17 protein-coding genes and 1 other RNA gene are annotated in these 18,134 nt (G+C 68.3%); 15 read left to right on the top strand and 3 right to left on the bottom strand.

The features are described from left to right. Nucleotides 1-187 precede the first annotated feature (187 nt). The 14 genes from mraZ (at nucleotide 188) to AC1AYN_RS02215 (ending at nucleotide 15,670) form a co-directional block, all read left to right on the top strand. Entirely contained in the window at nucleotides 188-682 is a 495-nt protein-coding gene (gene mraZ, locus AC1AYN_RS02150; protein WP_476502036.1) for a division/cell wall cluster transcriptional repressor MraZ, read from the top strand. Between the two features lie 128 nt (nucleotides 683-810). Then, a complete protein-coding gene (gene rsmH, locus AC1AYN_RS02155; protein WP_476532312.1) occupies nucleotides 811-1,887 on the top strand; it encodes a 16S rRNA (cytosine(1402)-N(4))-methyltransferase RsmH in 1,077 nt (358 codons plus the stop codon). A gap of 1 nt (nucleotide 1,888) precedes the next feature. After that, on the top strand, nucleotides 1,889-2,338 hold the full coding sequence (gene ftsL / locus AC1AYN_RS02160; protein WP_476531762.1) for a cell division protein FtsL: 450 nt from the start codon (nucleotides 1,889-1,891) through the stop codon (nucleotides 2,336-2,338). Beyond that, nucleotides 2,338-4,155 carry a peptidoglycan D,D-transpeptidase FtsI family protein gene (locus AC1AYN_RS02165; protein WP_476531763.1) on the top strand — a complete coding sequence of 606 codons (1,818 nt, stop codon included), beginning with the start codon at nucleotides 2,338-2,340 and terminating at the stop codon, nucleotides 4,153-4,155. The genes ftsL and AC1AYN_RS02165 overlap by 1 nt, the downstream gene beginning before the upstream one ends. Nucleotides 4,156-4,174: 19 nt before the next feature. Beyond that, a complete protein-coding gene (locus tag AC1AYN_RS02170) occupies nucleotides 4,175-5,065 on the top strand; it encodes a UDP-N-acetylmuramyl peptide synthase (protein ID WP_476501942.1) in 891 nt (296 codons plus the stop codon). A 126-nt stretch (nucleotides 5,066-5,191) separates the two neighbouring features. Further along, nucleotides 5,192-6,670: a UDP-N-acetylmuramoyl-tripeptide--D-alanyl-D-alanine ligase gene (locus AC1AYN_RS02175; protein ID WP_476532313.1), complete on the top strand. Its 1,479-nt coding sequence runs from the start codon at nucleotides 5,192-5,194 to the stop codon at nucleotides 6,668-6,670. 82 nt (nucleotides 6,671-6,752) lie between these two features. Further along, nucleotides 6,753-7,859, top strand: a complete 1,107-nt coding sequence (gene mraY, locus AC1AYN_RS02180) for a phospho-N-acetylmuramoyl-pentapeptide-transferase (RefSeq protein ID WP_476501941.1) — start codon at nucleotides 6,753-6,755, stop codon at nucleotides 7,857-7,859. 128 nt (nucleotides 7,860-7,987) lie between these two features. Further along, complete coding sequence (murD, locus tag AC1AYN_RS02185) at nucleotides 7,988-9,439, top strand: UDP-N-acetylmuramoyl-L-alanine--D-glutamate ligase (protein WP_476531766.1); 1,452 nt, start codon at nucleotides 7,988-7,990, stop codon at nucleotides 9,437-9,439. Beyond that, entirely contained in the window at nucleotides 9,426-10,613 is a 1,188-nt protein-coding gene (locus tag AC1AYN_RS02190; protein WP_476501939.1) for a peptidoglycan glycosyltransferase FtsW, read from the top strand. The genes murD and AC1AYN_RS02190 overlap by 14 nt, the downstream gene beginning before the upstream one ends. A gap of 31 nt (nucleotides 10,614-10,644) precedes the next feature. Continuing rightward, the gene (locus AC1AYN_RS02195; RefSeq protein WP_476531768.1) at nucleotides 10,645-11,826 is read left to right on the top strand and encodes a UDP-N-acetylglucosamine--N-acetylmuramyl-(pentapeptide) pyrophosphoryl-undecaprenol N-acetylglucosamine transferase; all 1,182 of its coding nucleotides are present in this window, start codon (nucleotides 10,645-10,647) and stop codon (nucleotides 11,824-11,826) included. Between the two features lie 135 nt (nucleotides 11,827-11,961). Continuing rightward, the gene (gene murC / locus AC1AYN_RS02200) at nucleotides 11,962-13,467 is read left to right on the top strand and encodes a UDP-N-acetylmuramate--L-alanine ligase (RefSeq protein WP_476532314.1); all 1,506 of its coding nucleotides are present in this window, start codon (nucleotides 11,962-11,964) and stop codon (nucleotides 13,465-13,467) included. Further along, nucleotides 13,467-14,612, top strand: a complete 1,146-nt coding sequence (locus AC1AYN_RS02205; RefSeq protein WP_476531770.1) for a cell division protein FtsQ/DivIB — start codon at nucleotides 13,467-13,469, stop codon at nucleotides 14,610-14,612. The genes murC and AC1AYN_RS02205 overlap by 1 nt, the downstream gene beginning before the upstream one ends. 92 nt (nucleotides 14,613-14,704) lie before the next feature. After that, nucleotides 14,705-15,101, top strand: a transfer-messenger RNA (tmRNA) gene (gene ssrA / locus AC1AYN_RS02210). Between the two features lie 302 nt (nucleotides 15,102-15,403). Continuing rightward, the gene (locus AC1AYN_RS02215; RefSeq protein WP_476531772.1) at nucleotides 15,404-15,670 is read left to right on the top strand and encodes a hypothetical protein; all 267 of its coding nucleotides are present in this window, start codon (nucleotides 15,404-15,406) and stop codon (nucleotides 15,668-15,670) included. Nucleotides 15,671-15,753: 83 nt separating this feature from the next. On the opposite strand, the gene AC1AYN_RS02220 is transcribed toward AC1AYN_RS02215, so the two are convergent. The 3 genes from AC1AYN_RS02220 to AC1AYN_RS02230 form a co-directional block, all read right to left on the bottom strand. Further along, nucleotides 15,754-15,957, bottom strand: coding sequence for a helix-turn-helix transcriptional regulator (locus tag AC1AYN_RS02220; RefSeq protein WP_476531774.1), 204 nt, complete (start codon nucleotides 15,955-15,957; stop codon nucleotides 15,754-15,756). Then, complete coding sequence (locus AC1AYN_RS02225) at nucleotides 15,947-16,108, bottom strand: hypothetical protein (protein ID WP_476531776.1); 162 nt, start codon at nucleotides 16,106-16,108, stop codon at nucleotides 15,947-15,949. The genes AC1AYN_RS02220 and AC1AYN_RS02225 overlap by 11 nt, the downstream gene beginning before the upstream one ends. 140 nt (nucleotides 16,109-16,248) lie before the next feature. Next, nucleotides 16,249-17,097 carry an aldo/keto reductase gene (locus AC1AYN_RS02230; protein WP_476532315.1) on the bottom strand — a complete coding sequence of 283 codons (849 nt, stop codon included), beginning with the start codon at nucleotides 17,095-17,097 and terminating at the stop codon, nucleotides 16,249-16,251. 198 nt (nucleotides 17,098-17,295) lie between these two features. Here AC1AYN_RS02230 and AC1AYN_RS02235 point away from each other — a divergent pair, with 198 nt between their 5' ends. After that, on the top strand, nucleotides 17,296-18,126 hold the full coding sequence (locus AC1AYN_RS02235) for a nitrilase-related carbon-nitrogen hydrolase (RefSeq protein ID WP_476531778.1): 831 nt from the start codon (nucleotides 17,296-17,298) through the stop codon (nucleotides 18,124-18,126). Nucleotides 18,127-18,134 lie beyond the last annotated feature (8 nt).

An 18,134-nucleotide genomic window follows, 5' to 3' on the forward strand; every position in this document is an offset into this window, starting at 1 on the left:
GAAGGAGGTGGGGCGGATGGCCGGCGAGACCGTGAACGGGATGCAGGCGGAGGGGTTCGGCCCCGCCCAGGGGGGAGCGAACCTCGCCGGCTATCCGGGATACGCCGGCTATCAGGCGTACCCGGGATACCCCGTCATGGGGGCGCCCGTAGCGTCCGGAAACGAGCCCGGCGTCGCCGGAGGCGGCATGGCGGGCGTGCCGGCCCCCGCGCCGCAGGCAATCCAGCCGCAGGCGGCGCTCCCGCCGCTCATGCTCGGCACCTACACCCCGAAGATCGACGCGAAGGGACGCATGGCGCTGCCCGCCAAGATGCGCGCGCAGCTCGGCACCGGGCTGGTCATGGCGCGCGGACAGGAACGTTGCGTGTACCTGCTGCCCGCCATGGAGTTCCGACGCATCGCGATGCAGATCCAACGCACCTCGATGGGCGACAAGGCGGCGCGCGACTACCTGCGCGTCTTCCTGTCCGGCGCCGTCGACCAGGATCCCGACAAGCAGGGGCGCGTGCTCGTGCCGCAGATGCTGCGCGACTATGCGAACCTCGGCAGCGACATCGTCGTGATCGGCGTGGGCACCCGCGCGGAGATCTGGAACCGCGAGGCGTGGGAGACCTACCTCGCCGACAAGGAACAGGGATACGCCGACATCGCCGACGACGTCCTGCCGGAGGTGGGACTGTGAGGACCGTGACCGCCGGCGACGCCGTCCCCGGCGCGGACGACGAACGAACCAGAACCAACGGAACCATCGGAACGCAGACCGCGACGACGGTGAACCACGAACATTCCAAGGAGCACGACATGAGCGACATGAGCGCCGCGACGAGGGACCCGGCCACGATCCACCAGCCGGTCCTGCTCGACGACTGCGTGCGTCTGGTCACCTCGGGGCTCGACCGCTCGGACCATCCGGTGATCGTCGACTGCACGCTGGGACTCGCCGGACACGCCACCGCCTTCCTCAAGGCGGCGCCGCACGCCCGCCTCGTCGGCATCGACCGCGACGCCGAGGCGCTCGCGCTCGCCACCGAACGCATGGGACGCGAGGGCCTCGCCGACCGCTTCGTCCCCGTGCACGCGGCCTTCGACGAATTCACCGAGGCGCTCGACGCGCACGGCATCGGCCGCGTCGACGCCGTCTTCATGGACCTGGGCCTGTCGAGCCTGCAGATCGACGAGACCGACCGCGGCTTCTCCTATTCCCACGACGCGCCGCTCGACATGCGCATGGACGTGAGCCAGCCGCTCACCGCGGCCCGCGTGCTCGCCGAATACGACGAGCGCGCCCTGACGCGCATCTTCCGCACCTACGGCGAGGAGAAGTTCTCCCGTCCGATCGCCCGCGAGATCGTCAGGCGGCGGCAGGAGGAGGGGCCGCTGGCCACCTCCGCCCAGCTCAACGCGCTCGTCGACGAGGTGATCCCGAAGGCGCACCGTCCCGCCGGCAACCCCGCCAAGCGCGTGTTCCAGGCATTGCGCATCGAGGTGAACGGCGAACTCGACAAGCTCGCGCGCACCCTGCCGCAGATCGCCCTGCGCCTCGCCCCCCACGGGCGCATCGTCGTCGAGTCCTACCACTCGCTGGAGGACAAGACCGTCAAGACCTTCATGGCCCAGGGACTCACCGCCGACGTGCCGCCCGACATGCCGGTCGTCCCGCCGGAGGCGCGCCCGTTCTTCAGGGAGCTGACGCGCGGCGCCGTCAAGGCGGACGCCGAGGAGATCGCGGCGAACCCACGGTCCGCGTCCGTGCGTCTGCGCGCCGTCGAACTGTCGAGGCCGCTTCCCGTCCGCGCCGTCGAACGGTTCGGACGGGACGCGCTGCCGCGCGGCGCGCGCGCCGGCCGCGCGGCGGACGACCGCCGCAGGCACGGAAGGAGGAACTGACATGGCGACCCCAGCACGCACGACACGTTCCGTCGCGTCGCGTCGCCCCGAACCCGCCTCCCGCCCGGCGTCCCGCCCCGAGCTGCGCGTCGTCGACGGCGGCGCCGACGCCCGCGCCGGCCTCGTCGAGGGGCTCGGACGGTTCATGACGTGGGTGAGGACCCGTTCCGCCCCGACCGTGCACATCGTCGTGGCGGTGACGTTCCTCGCCGGCACGCTGATCGGCGCGCTCATGCTGCGCACGCAGATGGTGAGCAACGCCTTCGAGGTCTCCCAGCTCGAGACCTCGATCAGCCGCCTCACCCAGGACGTGCAGGACGACCAGGCGAAGCTCGACCAGCTCGAGGCGTCCCTGCCCCAGAAGGCCAGCGACATGGGCATGGTCCCGCAGTCCGGATCCGTCACCATCGATTTGAACGGCTACCAGGAGCCACAGGAAGGCGGCCAGTGATGATGAAGCGCATCAGGGCGTTCGCCCGCGCCCACGGGATGGACGGCTTCATGGTGAAGAGCCTCGCCGTCGGGATCGCGCTCGCCGTGATCGGCACCGTGTGCCTCGGCAGGCTCGCCTGCGTGCAGCTGCTCGAAGGCCGGGCCACCGCCCAGGCGGCCACCAACGCGCGCACCTCCAAGGTCGTCACCAGCGCCAACCGCGGCAAGATCCTCGACGCGAACGGCACCGTGCTCGCCCAGAGCGTCGAACGCTACAACATCATCGGCGTGCCGGACGCGGCCACCGGGTTCACCCCCGTGTCCTGCGGCTCCAAGCAGGCCGAATCCCTCGGCTACTGCCATGAGATCGACGGCAAGCCGGTGGGCGCGACCGGCGCGGCCGCCGTCGCCCGTCTGCTCGCCCCCATCCTCAAGATGGACGCGATGGAGCTCGGCGCCATGCTCAACGGCACCGGCCAGTACGTCGTCATCAAGAAGGACGTCACCCCGCAGGTCAAACGCCAGATCGACAAGCTCGGCCTGTACGGCATCGTCTACGGCGAGCTCAGCAGCGAGCGCGTCTACGCGGAGAGCACGCTGCTCGGCTCGCTGCTCGGCGGCATGAACGACGACGGGCACGGCGCGGCCGGTCTGGAGCAGACGCTCGACAAGACGCTGAGCGGCACCGATGGCTACACGGTCTACCAGCGCGGCAACGGCGGCGAGGTCATCCCCGGCACCGTCACCGAGTCGAAGGAGGCCGTCGACGGCAAGGACGTGACGCTGACCATCGACTCCGACGTGGATTGGTACGTGAAGAAGGTCCTCACCGAGGGCGTCCAGTCCAGCCACGCGCAGTGGGGCATCGCCGTCGTCATGGACACGCGGACCGGCGGCATCGTCGCCCTCGAGGACTCCGACCAGGTCAAGGCCGGCTCCGACGAGGCGAAGCTCTCGGTCTCGCGCGCGGTCAGCCAGACCTTCGAGCCCGGCTCGATCGGCAAGGTGCCGGCGCTCGCCGCGATCCTGCAGAACGGGGCGCACAAGATCACCGACAAGTTCTCCGTGCCCTACGAGTACACGAAGAGCAACGGGCAGAAGTTCCACGACGCCGTCGAGCACGCCACGAAGCACTGGACGCTCGCCGGCATCCTGCAGAACTCCTCGAACGTCGGCATGGTCATGGCCTCCGAGAACGTGACCTCGCAGCAGCGCTACGACATGCTCACCAAGTTCGGCATCGGACAGCCCACCGGCCTGAACCTGCCCGGCGAGTCGCAGGGCGTGCTCGGCACGCCCGAATCGTGGGACGGCCGCACGAAGGACACGATCCTGTTCGGCCAGGGCTACACGGTCAACGCGCTGCAGCTGACGCGCGCCGTGTCGGTCATCGCGAACGGCGGCGTCATGCGCCAGCCGTCGATCATCAAGTCCGTGACCGACGCCGACGGGCACGTGACCGACGAGTCCCACGGCGAGGCGACGCGCGTCATCGACGAGAGCGTGTCGGACGAGATCAAGAACGCGATGGAGTCGGTCGCCGAGGAGTACAAGACCACGGCGGGCGTGGATGGCTACCGCGTGGCGGCGAAGACCGGCACCGCCGAGGTCGTCGGCTCCACCGGCCAGCTCACCTCGATCATCGCCGACTTCTCCGGCATCATCCCCGCCGACGATCCGCGCTATGTCGTGACCGTGGTCATGCTCGACCCGGACGGCATGTATGGTGGTACCACATCCGGCAAGCTGTTCGCGCAGATCGGTGAATTCCTCATGCAGAAGTACGAGGTGCCGACCTCGTCGCCGCGCACGGATGCTATTCCGGTTGAGTGGTAACACGGGCGAAAGGGAGAATATGAGCGCAGTGAGCGAGTCCATCATGCAGCGCATGACACTCGGGCATCTCGTCGAGCACTACGGCTGGGATCTGGTGCCGCCGTTCGCCAAGTCCGTCACCGTCACCTCGCTCGCCGACGACATCGACTCGGTCGCCCCCGGCGCGCTCCTGTGGTCGGACCACGACCTCGACGTGGACGCGCTGCGCCGTGCGCGCCGCAAGGGCGCCTACGCGGCGATCGTCCCCGAAAGCACGCGGGGCAACCTGCCCGAGGACCCCGACATGCCGATCCTGTACGCGTCACCCACCGACGAGGAGCTCGGCGCGCTGGCCGCGCAGATGGCCGGCAACCCGTCCAACACGCTCGCCGTGTTCGCCGTGAGCGGCGGCACGCCGACCGAAAGCGTCGCCGTGGTGGACAAGCTCGCGAAGTTCCTGCACATGCTCGGCAATCCGGTGGGCGTGATCAGCGTCGGCGGCTCGTATTCGCTGGAACGCGGCCTCGATCTCGACTATCCGCTCGGCGTGCTCGACCTGCAGCGCACGCTCGCCGTATGCGCCGAGGACGGCGCGGCGGCCGTGGTCATCGCCCTGGACGATCTGACCGTCTCCACGCACGCGCTCGAATCGGTCAGCGTCGACGTGTTCGGCTCGGCGACGCCCGCGCCGGCGAACGCCGACCGAGCGGTGATCGAACGCATGCAGGACGAATACGGCTTCCGCGCCGACGAGCAGATGCGCGTGACCAGCCGCACCGAGGAATCGGACACGCTGGCCCGGATCGCGACCACCACGGACACGGACGAGGAACGGCGGCGCCTGTCCCTCGCCATCGCCATGGTGCTCGCCGCGGGAGTGCGGCGCAACAACATCAGGAACGCGCTGCGGGTGGCCGGCGACCTCTCATGAGGCGCGCCGCCGTGACGCGCGCCCGCCCGTGACGCGGACGGCCGCGCGACGGACGGAACGATTGAAGAACGACCGAAGAACGACAACGAACGACAAACGAGGAGCTCAGGTTTGACGGACAGCACAATGATGCCGATGACCATCGGCCAGATCGCGGAGGCGACGGACGGACGCATCGTCCCGCCGGCGGCAGGACAGGTGCCGGAAGGCACGGTCGCGCGCCACACGGTCAGCGATTCCAGGCAGGTCGGCGAGGGCGGCGTGTTCGTCGCCATCAAGGGCGAACGCGTCGACGGACACGACTATGCGGCGCGTGTGGGCGCCCAGGGCGCCGTCGCGGCGATCGTCGACCACGAGGTCGCCGGCGCCGACGTCACCCAGATCGTCGTCGACGACACGGTCGCGGCGCTCGGCGCGCTCGCGAAGCGCAACATCGAACTGCGCCGCGCCACCGGCGAGCCGTTCACGCTCATCGGACTGACCGGATCGGTCGGCAAGACCACCACCAAGGACCTGCTCAAGGCGCTGCTCGCCACGATGGGCGAGACGGTCGCCCCGGTCGGCTCGTTCAACAACGACATCGGACTGCCGCTCACCGCGCTGACGGTGGGGGAGTCCACCCGATACTTCGTCGCCGAGATGGGCGCCAACCACGTCGGCGAGATCGCCGGGCTCACCCGCATCGCCCCGCCGGACATCGCCATCGTGCTCAAGGTCGGCGTCGCGCATCTGGGCGAATTCGGCTCCGTCGAACGCATCGCGCAGGCGAAGTCCGAGATCGTGCGCGGCCTCGCGCCCGGCGGCACGGCCGTCCTCAACGCCGACGACGCGCACGTCGCCGCCATGGCCGCCATCGCGCCCGGCGACGTCCTGTGGTTCGGCGTCGACCCGGCCAACGCCGGCAAGGACGCGCTCACCGCGCGCGACGTGGCCTGCGACGCGACCGACCGCGCGTCCTTCACGCTCGCCGCCGACGACGGCGCCGACGCGCACGTGACGATGGGCATCCCCGGCGCGCACAACGTGATGAACGCGCTCGCCGCCGCCACCGTGGCCCGCCGCCTCGGCATGGGACTCGACGACATCGCCCGCACGCTCGGCGAACAGAAGCGCATCAGCCCGCACCGCATGGCCGTCTCCACGGTGCGCGAAGGCGACGCCGAATTCACGCTCATCGACGACTCGTTCAACGCGAACCCGGATTCGATGAAGGCCGGCATCGACGGACTCGCCCGCTGGGGCGCCGGAAGCGGCCCCGAACCGTATCGCGTGGCCGTGCTCGGCGCGATGCTCGAACTCGGCGGCGACGAACGCGGCCTGCACCGCGGCATCGGCGAATACGCCGCCCACGCCGGCATCGATCGGGTCATCGCCGTCGGCTCGCCGGACGACCCGGAGTTCGACGCGCTCGCCGCCTCGATCGCGCAGGGCGCGACGGAGGCGGGCATGGACGCCGACGCCGTCGCGCAGGTGCACGACACCGACGCGGCCGACGCGCTCGTGCGCGAGGCGGCCCGCGGACATGCCGGCACCGTCGTGCTGCTCAAGGGATCGCACGCCTCCGGGCTGAGCGCGCTCGCCGCGCGCTGGACCCCGGACGCATGACGCCGCCGCACACCGCCGCAAACCGGGAACATGCCGGGGACGAGACCCCGGCGAGGGAACAGACAGGGAAAAGGAACAGCAAGTGATCGCGCTCATCATTGGAATCCTCGTGTCGTTGCTCGTCACGATCGTCGGCACGCCGATGCTCATCCGCCTCGTGCACAAGCTGCACTACGGCCAGTATATCCGCCAGGACGGCCCGCAGTCGCATCTGGTCAAGCGCGGCACGCCGACGCTCGGCGGCGTCGTCATCAACCTCGCCATCCTGCTCGGCTGGGGCGCCTCCGCGCTCTACCGCTACCTGCGCAACGGCGACGTGCCCTCGTGGTCGGCCGTGCTCGTGCTCTTCGCGATGCTCTCGATGGGCCTGCTCGGCTTCATCGACGATTTCGCCAAGGTGCGCAAGAAGCAGAACGAGGGCCTGACCGTGCGCGGCAAGTTCATCGGCCAGTTCATCTTCGCCACCGTCTACGCGGTGCTCGCGCTGCTCATCCCCACCAAGAACGGGTTCCCCAGCGCGCAGGCCGGCATGAGCTTCATCGAGAAGCCGTTCCTGAGCTTCGACTTCGCCGGACGCGCCGTCGCCATCGTCATCTTCGTGATCTGGGTGAACTTCCTCATGGCCGCGTGGACGAACGCGGTGAACCTCACCGACGGCCTTGACGGCCTCGCCGCCGGATCCTCGATGATCGCGTTCACCGGCTACGGCGTCATCGCGTTCTGGGAGAGCTACCACCTCAAGGGCGCCGGCCACTACGGCTTCGCCTACGGCGTCTCCGACCCGCTCGACCTGACCATCATCGCGATCTGCGCGGCCGTCGCCTGCATCGGCTTCCTGTGGTACAACACCAACCCGGCCGAGATCTTCATGGGCGACACCGGCTCGCTTGCGCTCGGCGGCCTGTTCGCCGCGCTCTCCATCGCCACGCACACCGAGTTCCTCGCCGTCATCATCGGCGGCCTGTACGTCATCGAGGCGATGAGCGACGTCATCCAGGTCGGCTACTTCAAGGCCACGCACAAGCGCGTGTTCAAGATGGCCCCCATCCACCACCACTTCGAACTGTGCGGATGGCAGGAGTCGAAGGTCGTCGTGCGCTTCTGGATGATCGAGCTCATGTTCGTGCTCATCGGCCTCGTCGTCTTCTACGGCGATTGGGTGACCCGCTCCGGCCTGCTGTTCAGCTGAGTCCGGCCGGGCCGGCGGCCGGACCGGCGTTCGGCGTAACAATCGATTGGAATAATGCCGCTGGAGCCGCGGCGTGACCCGTCACGGCATCGCGGACATCATGCGGACATCCTAAGGGGGATCAAGACATGGACATCACAGGAAAGACGGTCGTCATCGCGGGACTCGGCGTGTCGGGCACGTCGCTGGCGGAGGTGCTGCGGGAGCGCGGCGCGCACGTGATCGGCGTCGACGAGCGCAAGCCGGAGGCCGACCTCCACTCCTTCGACCAGATCGACTGGGACACGGTCGACTACGTCATGTCGTCGCCCGTGTTCAACCCCCGCACGCCGTTCGTGCTCGAGGCGCAGCGCCGCGGCATCCCGGTGATGAGCGAGGTCGAGTTCGCGTGGCGTCTGCGCGTCGACTCCGCGCGCACCGGCGAGCCCGCCGGCTGGATCGGCATCACCGGCACCAATGGCAAGACCTCCACCACCGAGATGACCTCCGCCATGCTCACCGCCTGCGGGCTCGACGCGCCATGCGCCGGCAACATCGCCTCCGGCAACATGGCGATGTCGCTGTCGCGCTGCGCCACCAACCCCGCGCACGACGTGCTGTGCGTCGAGCTGAGCTCGTTCCAGCTGCACTTCACCGATTCGCTCGCGCTCGACTGCGCCGCCATCACCAACATCGCCGACGACCATCTCGACTGGCACGGCGGCCGCGAGAACTACGCCGCCGACAAGGCCAAGGTGTTCCACGGCGTCAAGCGCGCGCTCGTCTACAACGCGGACGACGTGCTCGTCACCGCCAAGGCCGGGGCCGCCGAGCCCGCGGACGGGTGCCTCAAGGTCGGATTCACGCTGCATGAGCCCGAGGCCGGTCAGATCGGCGTCGCCGACGGCTGGATCGTCGACAGGAGCGGCGTCGCGGGCGGCGAGCCCGGCGAGGCGACGCGCATCGCGCCCATCGCCGAGTTCACGCATCTGACCGAGCCCGACGGCACCATCTACCCGCACCTGCTCGCCGACGCGCTCACCGCGCTCGCCCTCGTGCTCGGCTACGGCGCCGACAAGGACAAGGCGCTCGAAGCGCTGAAGGCCTTCCACCCGGGCGGCCACCGCATCGAGACCGTCGCCGCCACCGCCGCCGACGCGGAAGGCCGCACGATCCGCTTCGTCGACGATTCGAAGGCCACGAACGCGCACGCCGCCAACGCCTCGCTCACCAGCTTCGCCGACGGCACCGTCGTGTGGATCGCCGGCGGCCTCGCCAAGGGCAGCCGGTTCGAGCACCTCGTCGCCGACCGCAAGGCCACGATCAAGGCCGCCGTCATCATCGGCAAGGACCAGCGTCCGATGCTCGACGCGTTCGCCGCCTCCTCGCCCGACACCCCGCTCACCGTCATCGACCCCGAACCGAACGGCACGGTGATGGACCGCGCGGTCGAGGCCGCCGGCGCGTACGCCGCGCCCGGCGACGTGGTGCTCATGGCGCCCGCCTGCGCCTCCATGGACCAGTTCGTCTCCTACGCCGACCGCGGCAACCGCTTCGCCGAAGCCGCGCGCCGCTGGGTGAAGGCGTATGGCGAAGACTGATCGCGACCATCCCGGCATCCGTAGCCTGCTCAACCCGCTGTGGTGCTACCACGGCTTCCGCATGGCCGTACTCGGCCTGAGCGTCTTCGGCGTGATCATGGTGTTCTCGTCGTCCGCCGTCTCGTCGGCGTCGGCCGGCCGGTCGCCGTTCACCGATTCGCTCAGCCAGGTCGGCGTGTGCGTCGTGGGTCTGGTGCTCGGCATGCTCGTCGGCGCGTGCCCGACGCGGCTCTACCGGAAGGCCGGATTCCCGCTCGTCGTGGTCGCGGCCTTCGTCCAGGCGCTCACCTTCACGCCGCTCGGCGTCGGCCAGTACGGCAACAACGGCTGGATCGCCCTGCCCGGCACGTCGCTCACCTTCCAGCCCGCCGAGTTCACGAAGTTCGCCCTGTGCGTGTGGATGCCGTCCGCGCTGATCGCCGCGCGCCGGATCCTCGGCGACCGGACCGGATGGAAGGACGTGTTCTCCGCGTACCGGGCGGTGCTCATCGTATACGGCGCCTGCCTGGTGCTGGTGCTCGGCGGCAAGGACCTCGGCACCGCGATGGTCGTCATGCTCATCGGCTTCGTCGCCCTGCTCGTCTCCGGATTCCCGGGGAGGAAACTGGCGGCGATCGCCGGAATCGGCATGGCCGCCGTGGTCGCGATGGTCGCGTCCAGCCCCAACCGCCGCGAACGCGTGCTCGCCGCATACACGCAATGCTCCGCCGCCGACGCGCAGGACATCTGCTACCAGTCGACGCACGCGCGCTACGCGATCGCCTCCGGCGGGTTCCTCGGCGTCGGCCTCGGCAACTCGCGCGAGAAATGGAACTATCTGCCGGCCGCGCACAACGACTTCATCTTCGCGATCATCGGCGAGGAGACCGGCTTCGTCGGCTGCGCGATGGTGATCCTCATCTTCGCGATCCTCGGCTGGTGCCTGCTGTTCAGCGCCATGCAGGCCAAGGACCGCTACAGCGCGATCGCCCTCATGTGCGTGGCCACCTGGTTCGTCGGGCAGGCGTTCGTCAACATCGGCGTGGTCGTCGGCATCTTCCCCGTGTTCGGCGTGCCGATGCCGTTCGTCTCGTCCGGAGGCTCGTCGATGCTCATGTGCCTGATGACGGCCGGATTCGCCAGCGGGCTCATGCGGCAGCAGCCGCAGGTCAAGGCGGACACGTCCAGACTGTAGATGGCCGCGCGCCTGACTATGCTCGATACCCATGAAGCATATCGTCCTCGCCGGCGGCGGCACCGCCGGACACGTCAACCCGCTGCTCTCCGTCGCCGACGCGATCCGGGGGATCGACCCCGACGCGAAAGTGACGGTCATCGGCACGGCCGTCGGACTGGAGAAGGATCTCGTCCCGGCCGCCGGATTCGAACTCGACGCCATCGACAAGGTCCCGTTCCCGCGCCGCCCCAACCTCTACATGCTGCGGTTCCCCGCGAAATGGAGGGCAGAGACGCGCAAGGTGCGCGGCATCCTCGAGGCGCGCGAGGCCGACGTGGTCGCCGGCTTCGGCGGCTACGCCTCGGCACCCGTCTACGCGACCGCGCACCGCATGGGCCTGCCCATCGTCATCCACGAGCAGAACGCGCGCGCCGGCATGGCCAACAAGCTGGGCGCCCGCTGGGCCGACTTCATCGGCACCGTGTACGAGGGCACCGGCCTGAAGCCGGGCAAGGGGACCGAGATCGAACGCGTCGGCCTGCCGCTCAGGCCCGCCATCGCCTCGCTCGTCGGCGAGCTGGTGAAGGACCGCGCCGGGGCGCGCCGCCGCGCCGCGGCCGAGCTCGGCGTCGACCCGGACCGTCCGCTCGTGCTCGTCACCGGCGGCTCGCTCGGCGCGGTCAGCCTCAACCGCGCCGTCGCCGCGGCCGCGGGCGACATCCTCGCCCATGCGCAGGTCATCCACCTGACCGGTCGAGGCAAGGCCGACGAGGTGCGCGGGCTCGTCGACGTGAACGCCGGCGAGGGCCATCTTGCCGGACTGCGCTTCAACGACGGCGACGCCGCGGGGCAGGGCGACTACCATGTCGCCGAATACCTGGAACGCATCGACCTGGCGTTCGCGTGCGCCGACCTCGTGATCTGCCGTTCCGGCGCGGGCACGGTCGCCGAGCTCACCGCGCTCGGTCTGCCCGCCGTCTACGTGCCGCTGCCCATCGGCAACGGCGAACAGCGGTTCAACGCGCAGCCGGTCGTCGAAGCCCAGGGCGGCGTCATGGTCGCCGACGCCGACATGACGCCCGACTGGGTGCGCGGTCACATCCCCGCCCTGCTCGCCGATTCCGAACGGCTCAGGGCCATGGGCGCGAAGGCCTGGGAGTACGGCATCCGCGACGCGGCCGACACGATGGCGCGCCGCATCCTCGCCCTGGCCGGCACCGGCCGCGAATAGGCCGATACGCGAGTGGACCGATACGACATATCCGACCATAATGGAACAGGCCCGTGCCGCGGACAGACGCGGATGGGCCGCAGATCATTCCCACAAGGAGCACGTTTCGTGAGCGCAGACACCTCATCGTCCATCATCCTCGACCCCGCACGCGCGGCCTTCCGTCCGGAAGAGACCACCGACACGCTGGGGGCCACGCATTTCATCGGCATCGGCGGCGCCGGCATGTCCGTCCTGGCCGAAATGCTCCACGAACGCGGCGTGGCCGTGTCCGGCTCCGACCGTGAGCGCAGCGTCAAGACCGACCGCCTCGAATCGCTCGGCATCACCGTCGCGTTCGGCCAGAAGGCCGAGAACGTGGCCGACGCCGACACCATCGTCTATTCGAGCGCCATCAAGCCGGACAACCCGGAGATCGTCGCCGCGCACGAAGCCGGCAAGCGCATCGTCCACCGCAGCGACATCCTCGCCCTGCTCATGCACGGCAAGCGCGCCGTCACCGTGGCCGGCGCCCACGGCAAGACCACCACCAGCTCGATGCTCGCGCACGTCCTCGAACACTGCGGCGAGGAACCGAGCTACGCGATCGGCGGCTCCATCCAGGGGCCCGACGGCACCACCATCGACGGCGGCCACGTCGGCGCGGGCGCGCCGCTCGTCGCCGAAGCCGACGAATCCGACGGCAGCTTCGAGAAATACCGTCCCGAGATCGCAATCATCACCAACTGCGAGGCCGATCATCTCGACCACTACGGCGACGAGGCGCACTACCGCGCCGCGTTCGTCGAACACGCGGGGCACGCGACCGGTCACATCGTCATCTGCGCCGACGACGCCGACGCGCTCGCCGTGCTGCGCGCGCTCGATCCGTCGGTCGCGGCGCACGCCATCGCCTACGGCACCGCCGATCCGGCCGAAGCCGGCGACCTCAACGGTGCCGCCTACGTGCACATCGAATCGGAGAACGAGACCGCCGGGACCGGCGCCGAACACTTCACGCTCCATCTGCCGGAAGCGGTGACCGGCGGCGAGCCGGTCGACCAGCCGGTCACGCTCGCCGTGCCCGGACTGCACAACGCGCGCAACGCGGCCGCCGCGATCTCCGCCGCCGTGCTGCTCGGCGTGGTGCCGTCCGCCGCGGCCGCCGCGATTGCGTCGTTCCGCGGCGCCGCACGCCGGTTCCAGGTCCGCGGCACCGTCAAGCAGGTCACCGTCGTCGACGACTACGCGCATCACCCCACCGAGATCGCCGCGCTGCTCGACGCCGCGCGCCGCCGCTACCCGAAGTCGACGATCCGCGTGCTGTTCCAGCCGCACCTGTTCAGCCGCACGAAGTTCTTCGCGCGCGAGTTCGCCGAGGCGCTCGCCAAGGCCGATGACGTGATCGTCACCGGCGTGTTCCCGGCGCGCGAGAAGCAGGAGGACTTCCCGGGTGTGGGACCGCTCACCATCGTGCGTGAATCGCAGGGGATGACGGGCGTCGAATTCCGCGCCGTCGACGACATGAACCTCGCCGCCCGCATGATGGCCATGCGCGCGCACCACGGCGACGTCGTGTTCACCGTGGGTGCGGGCGACATCACCGAAATGGACGAGGTGATCCTGCACGCGCTCGAAGCCCACCGCGAAAGCTGCGAGTGATGGCGGGACGCGTCGTCAGGTCGGACGGCGGTGCGTCCGGGCGGGAAGCCGGCGGATACGACGATTCCAGTAGGTTCGCGGACTCCGGCGGATACGGCGGTTCCGGCAAACCCCGTGAGACGCGTTCGTCCGCAGTGTCCGGCAGGTCGGTCGCGCGCCGCCGCTCCGGCGGGGCGGCGGGCCTCGACGCGCCGCACACGGCCGGAATCGGATCGGAGACGGAACGCCGCCCCCGCCGGGCCGTCGGCGAGGCCGGCTCGCGAGAACCGGTGTCACGTTCCGAACCGGGACAGTTCGTCGACGCGCGCCGGCTCGCCAGCGAGGACCTCGTCGCCCGGACGTTGCAGGAGAACTCCGGCACGCTCGGCCTCGCCACGCGACCCAAGGTCGTGGACTTCAAGGCGCGCGCCAAGGAGCGCAGGCGCGTGGGCGCGCGCATCATCGCGTTGCGCGTGGGCGTCGCGGTGCTCGTGACCGCCCTGGTCGTCGGATTGGGATGGCTGCTGTTCCTGTCCCCGGTGCTGCGGCTCGAAGCCTCGCAGGTGACTGTCTCCGGCGCCAACGAATGGGTGAGCGAACGCCAGGTGCGGCAGATCGTGGACGGACAGACCGGCAAATCGCTGCTGCTCGTCGACACGAACGCGATGACCGACGAGATGACCGCCATCGCCGGCGTGAGCCGGGCGGAGGCGGTGAAGAAGTTCCCGCACGGGCTCGCCGTGACCATCAAGGCGCAGCGGCCCGCGGCCATGCTCAGGGAGAAGGGCTCGGACGCGCTGACCGCCGTCGACGCGAAGGCCCGCATCCTGAACTCGGTGTCCGCCAACGCCTCCGTGGAGGGCGTGCCGGTGATCGACGTCGGCGACGTGGACGCCGGGCTCAAGAGCCGGGCCGTCAAGGAGACGCTCACGATACTGGATTCGCTTCCCGAATCGCTGCGCAAGCAGATCACCAAAGTGACCGCCGGCACGCAGGATTCCGTGACCACCGAACTGAACGGCGGCGAACATGTGATCGTGTGGGGCAACTCCTCGGATCTGAAGCTCAAGAAGGCCGTGGTCGACAAGATCCTGTCCGACCCGAACGTGATTGGCGACAAGACCGAGATCGACGTGTCCGCGCCGTTGCGGCCGGTGCTGCGCTGACAGCGTAAGTGCCGGCCCCGTTTGCGATAGGCGGAGGCCGGGTGTATTCTGAAAAGTCCGGCCGCAAGACCGGAGCTTGATAATTCAAGAATGGGGTCGATCGGTTTCGACGGTGACCTGTTCGTCGCAGGGAAGCGTGCCGAGAACGCCGGGTCCGCTCGTGGATGCCCCCGGCAAAAGAATAAGTGCTAAATCTAACCGCACTGAGTTCGCTCTCGCTGCCTGAGCTTCGCGCCAGGATTAACCAGTGAGCAGCCGCTCCGTTCACTCCTCCTCGTCCTTGGGGGGATGCTGAGCGTCGTTTAGAGGACTTGCTGATGTGATCGAGTCACAGGGTCGCATCGGGACTTTTACTGCGAATATGCCCGCCAACGGTTGTCCGCGACATAGTTGGGAGCAGAAAAACCGCCGCATGGCCAGCGGACTACGCACGTAGAAGACTGAGGGTACGGTCACCGGACCGGGGTTCAATTCCCCGCGACTCCACCACACGAAAGCGCCGCTCCGAAAGGGGCGGCGCTTTTTCGTTGCAATACCGGGTTCCGCATCGTAGAAGAGGACCTTATCGATGTAATCGAAGTCCTCGGAATCAAGAATCTCGCGTATGCGTTGAATCATTGAATACCGCATCTGGTCGAAGACGTTCAACCCGCCATTACCGACAGGCCCTATCTCCATTCCCCGAACCACGATGATCTTGGCATGATCGTCTCCGCTCCGGTTCCGACAGGGATTGATAACCTTGAATTGGACAAGGACATCATGTCGGGACCGATGGAGGGGGTAAGCGAATGAAGCCGTTCAGCGAGTTACACAAGGAAGCCTCACGGGCAGCGCAGGCCGAAGGCCTTAGCTTGGAGGAACCCGCCGGCGTGCATGACGGCGAGCTCATCTTCTACGTCGTCCCGGCCGACTACGAACCGGGCATGGTATTGGGACTGCCTCAAGCATTCTTCGTGGACATGGAAACCGGCAGGGTCCGATACTGCACGACGGACGAAAGCGAAATGCTTTGCGACCGCGGATTCCTCGACAGGTTGGGCCCCGTCCCCGAATAATCCAAACGCCGATTCATCCCTCAACCCGTCATGAAGTCTGTGGTGGGTGTTTCCGGTGTGATGCTGTGCCGGAGAGGCATCGTCTATCCGCGGTTCTTGCGTGGCCTTCCGCCGCCGACACCGCGGCCGGGGCGTGCCGCGTTCCACGCGTCAATTGTCTCGGGGAGCCACCCGCGTGTGCGTCCGATGGTCGCGTCCGGTTCGGGCAGCTTATAGTTCGAGACCGCGGCTGTACTGATGCCGAGTAGTTTCGCCACATCGGTGACGCCGAGATATTCAGTCGTCATCACGACCTCCGAAAAGGCAGAGACGGAGGACGTCGAGGCCGGCCGCAACGGCGAACAGCGCCGTTACCCAAGGCTGTGCGCCGGCAACAACACAGGCGGCTGCGATGATGGCGAACGTGAGCCCGCCGATACTTTGTGTCTTGTATGTCATGGTGATTCCCGAGATTGGATGATGGAGTGCCTTGAAATGTCACCCACACGTAACAGCGCGTGTGTTGAAAGAAGGTGTCAATCCAAGGCACTCCATCATTGTTATATTTTTGTCGGACGAATCGTCGGAGGACTCGTGCGTCAGGCTTCCTCGTGCCAGTGCGGGTTCTGGCCGAACGTGTAGCCCTCCGGATTGTCCATCGCGGCGATGTCGCGCATGTCCTGCTCGTCGAGCGTGAATCCGGTCAGGTCGAGGTTCGCGCGCTGGCGTTCGCGGTGCATCGACTTCGGGATCGCCACGTCGCCCAGCTGGATATGCCAGCGCAGGATCGCGGCGACGGGGGAGACGCCGTGCTTGGCGGCGATGCGCGTGATCGTCGGATCCTTGAGCATCTGGTTGGCGCGTCCCAGCGGGCTCCACGCCTCGGTGATGATGCCGTGCGCGTCGTCGTAGGCGCGCTGTTCGTTCTGCTGGAAGAACGGGTGCAGCTCCACCTGGTTGACCGCGGGCGTCACGCCGGCGGCGCGGATGAGCAGGTCGATGTGGCCGGGCAGGAAGTTGCTCACGCCGATATGCCTGACGATACCCTGCTGCTGCGCGTCGACCAGCGCCTGCCACGCCTCCACGAACTGGCCCTGCGACGGGTTCGGCCAGTGGATGAGATACAGGTCGATGTAGTCGAGGCCCATGCGCGCCACCGACTCCTCGATGGTCGCGCGCGCCTGGTCGTACTGGTGGTGGCGGCCGGGCAGCTTCGAGGCGACGATGATGTCCTCGCGGGGCACGTCGGATTCGCGGATCGCCTTGCCGACCACGCCCTCGTTCTCGTAGTTGAACGCCGAATCGATGAGACGGTAGCCGACCTCGAGTGCCGACTTGATCGCCTCCACGCCGGCGAAGCCGTTCACCTTGTACGTGCCGAAGCCGATGGCCGGCAGTTCCAGCCCGTCATGCGCGCGGCGCACGGGGATGGCGGGAGGATCGAGCAGTGTTGCCATGATGGTTCCCTTCATTGGACATATGGTCGTATGGTGCGGGCGCATCCGCCGCATCCCCACCAACTCTACGCGCGTTCCGCCCGTCCCCGATCCCGGATTCGCGACACGCCGAAACCATGTGACGTGGGTCTCGAGAGGAACCGGACATTCGGATGAGCGGCGGCGGATAATGGCGATATGGATGTCGAAATGCATGGGAATGACGTGCTGAAGGTCGGTGTCGCTCAGTTCACGGTGGCAAAAGAACCGGCCGCGAACCTTGAGATCATCGAGGGGTATGCGCGGCAGGGTGCGGAGAACGGCGCGCGGGTGCTGCTTCTGCCGGAAGGACTGATTGCGCGCGACGACGGGGATCCCTCGTATACGGCGCGCATGGCGCAGCCGTTGGACGGTCCGTTCGTCACCGGATTGCGTCATATCAGCGAACGGTATGGCATCACGCTGATGGGCACCGTGCATGTGCCGGCGGACGCCCTGGACGCGGCGGGTGCGACCGCCCGACGGGTGTCCAACGTGTTCGTCGTCATCAGGGATGGCGAAATCGCTGCGACCTACCGCAAACTCCATCTGTACGACGCGTTCGCGGAACGCGAGTCCGACACGGTCGAGCCGGGCGATGCGCTCCCGCCGATCGTGGACATCGACGGATGGCGCATCGGCGTGATGACCTGCTACGACCTGCGGTTCCCCGAGACGGCGCGCTCGCTGGCCGTGCGCGGTGCCGACGCGATCGCGGTCTCGGCCGCATGGGTGCGCGGCCCGCGCAAGGAACGCCATTGGGAGATCATGGCCGCCGCACGCGCGTTGGAGAACACCTGCTATGTGCTCGCCTGCAGTGCGACGGGAGCGAGGACCATCGGATTGAGCCGCATCATCGACCCGCTCGGCGAGGTCGTCGCGGCGGCGGGCCCGCAACCGACGCTCATCACCGCCGGACTGCGTCGTGACGCGCTCGCCGCCGCCCGCCGGGCGCTCCCGGTCCTCGCCAACCGCCGTTTCGCCGATCCCGCGCTGGCTTAGGCTCGCGG

The organism is Bifidobacterium sp. LH_413 (assembly GCF_056357015.1).

What these genes read in the sequence shown, in the direction of transcription:
- rsmH (WP_476532312.1), top strand. Translation starts at nt 811, where the DNA reads ATGAGCGCCGCGACGAGGGACCCGGCCACGATCCACCAGCCGGTCCTG.
- AC1AYN_RS02170 (WP_476501942.1), top strand. Translation starts at nt 4,175, where the DNA reads ATGAGCGCAGTGAGCGAGTCCATCATGCAGCGCATGACACTCGGGCAT.
- AC1AYN_RS02205 (WP_476531770.1), top strand. Translation starts at nt 13,467, where the DNA reads ATGGCGGGACGCGTCGTCAGGTCGGACGGCGGTGCGTCCGGGCGGGAA.
- AC1AYN_RS02175 (WP_476532313.1), top strand. Translation starts at nt 5,192, where the DNA reads ATGATGCCGATGACCATCGGCCAGATCGCGGAGGCGACGGACGGACGC.
- AC1AYN_RS02235 (WP_476531778.1), top strand. Translation starts at nt 17,296, where the DNA reads ATGCATGGGAATGACGTGCTGAAGGTCGGTGTCGCTCAGTTCACGGTG.
- AC1AYN_RS02195 (WP_476531768.1), top strand. Translation starts at nt 10,645, where the DNA reads ATGAAGCATATCGTCCTCGCCGGCGGCGGCACCGCCGGACACGTCAAC.
- AC1AYN_RS02225 (WP_476531776.1), bottom strand. Translation starts at nt 16,108, where the DNA reads ATGACATACAAGACACAAAGTATCGGCGGGCTCACGTTCGCCATCATC.
- murD (WP_476531766.1), top strand. Translation starts at nt 7,988, where the DNA reads ATGGACATCACAGGAAAGACGGTCGTCATCGCGGGACTCGGCGTGTCG.
- AC1AYN_RS02215 (WP_476531772.1), top strand. Translation starts at nt 15,404, where the DNA reads ATGAAGCCGTTCAGCGAGTTACACAAGGAAGCCTCACGGGCAGCGCAG.
- AC1AYN_RS02190 (WP_476501939.1), top strand. Translation starts at nt 9,426, where the DNA reads ATGGCGAAGACTGATCGCGACCATCCCGGCATCCGTAGCCTGCTCAAC.
- ftsL (WP_476531762.1), top strand. Translation starts at nt 1,889, where the DNA reads ATGGCGACCCCAGCACGCACGACACGTTCCGTCGCGTCGCGTCGCCCC.
- AC1AYN_RS02220 (WP_476531774.1), bottom strand. Translation starts at nt 15,957, where the DNA reads ATGACGACTGAATATCTCGGCGTCACCGATGTGGCGAAACTACTCGGC.
- mraZ (WP_476502036.1), top strand. Translation starts at nt 188, where the DNA reads ATGGCGGGCGTGCCGGCCCCCGCGCCGCAGGCAATCCAGCCGCAGGCG.
- AC1AYN_RS02165 (WP_476531763.1), top strand. Translation starts at nt 2,338, where the DNA reads ATGATGAAGCGCATCAGGGCGTTCGCCCGCGCCCACGGGATGGACGGC.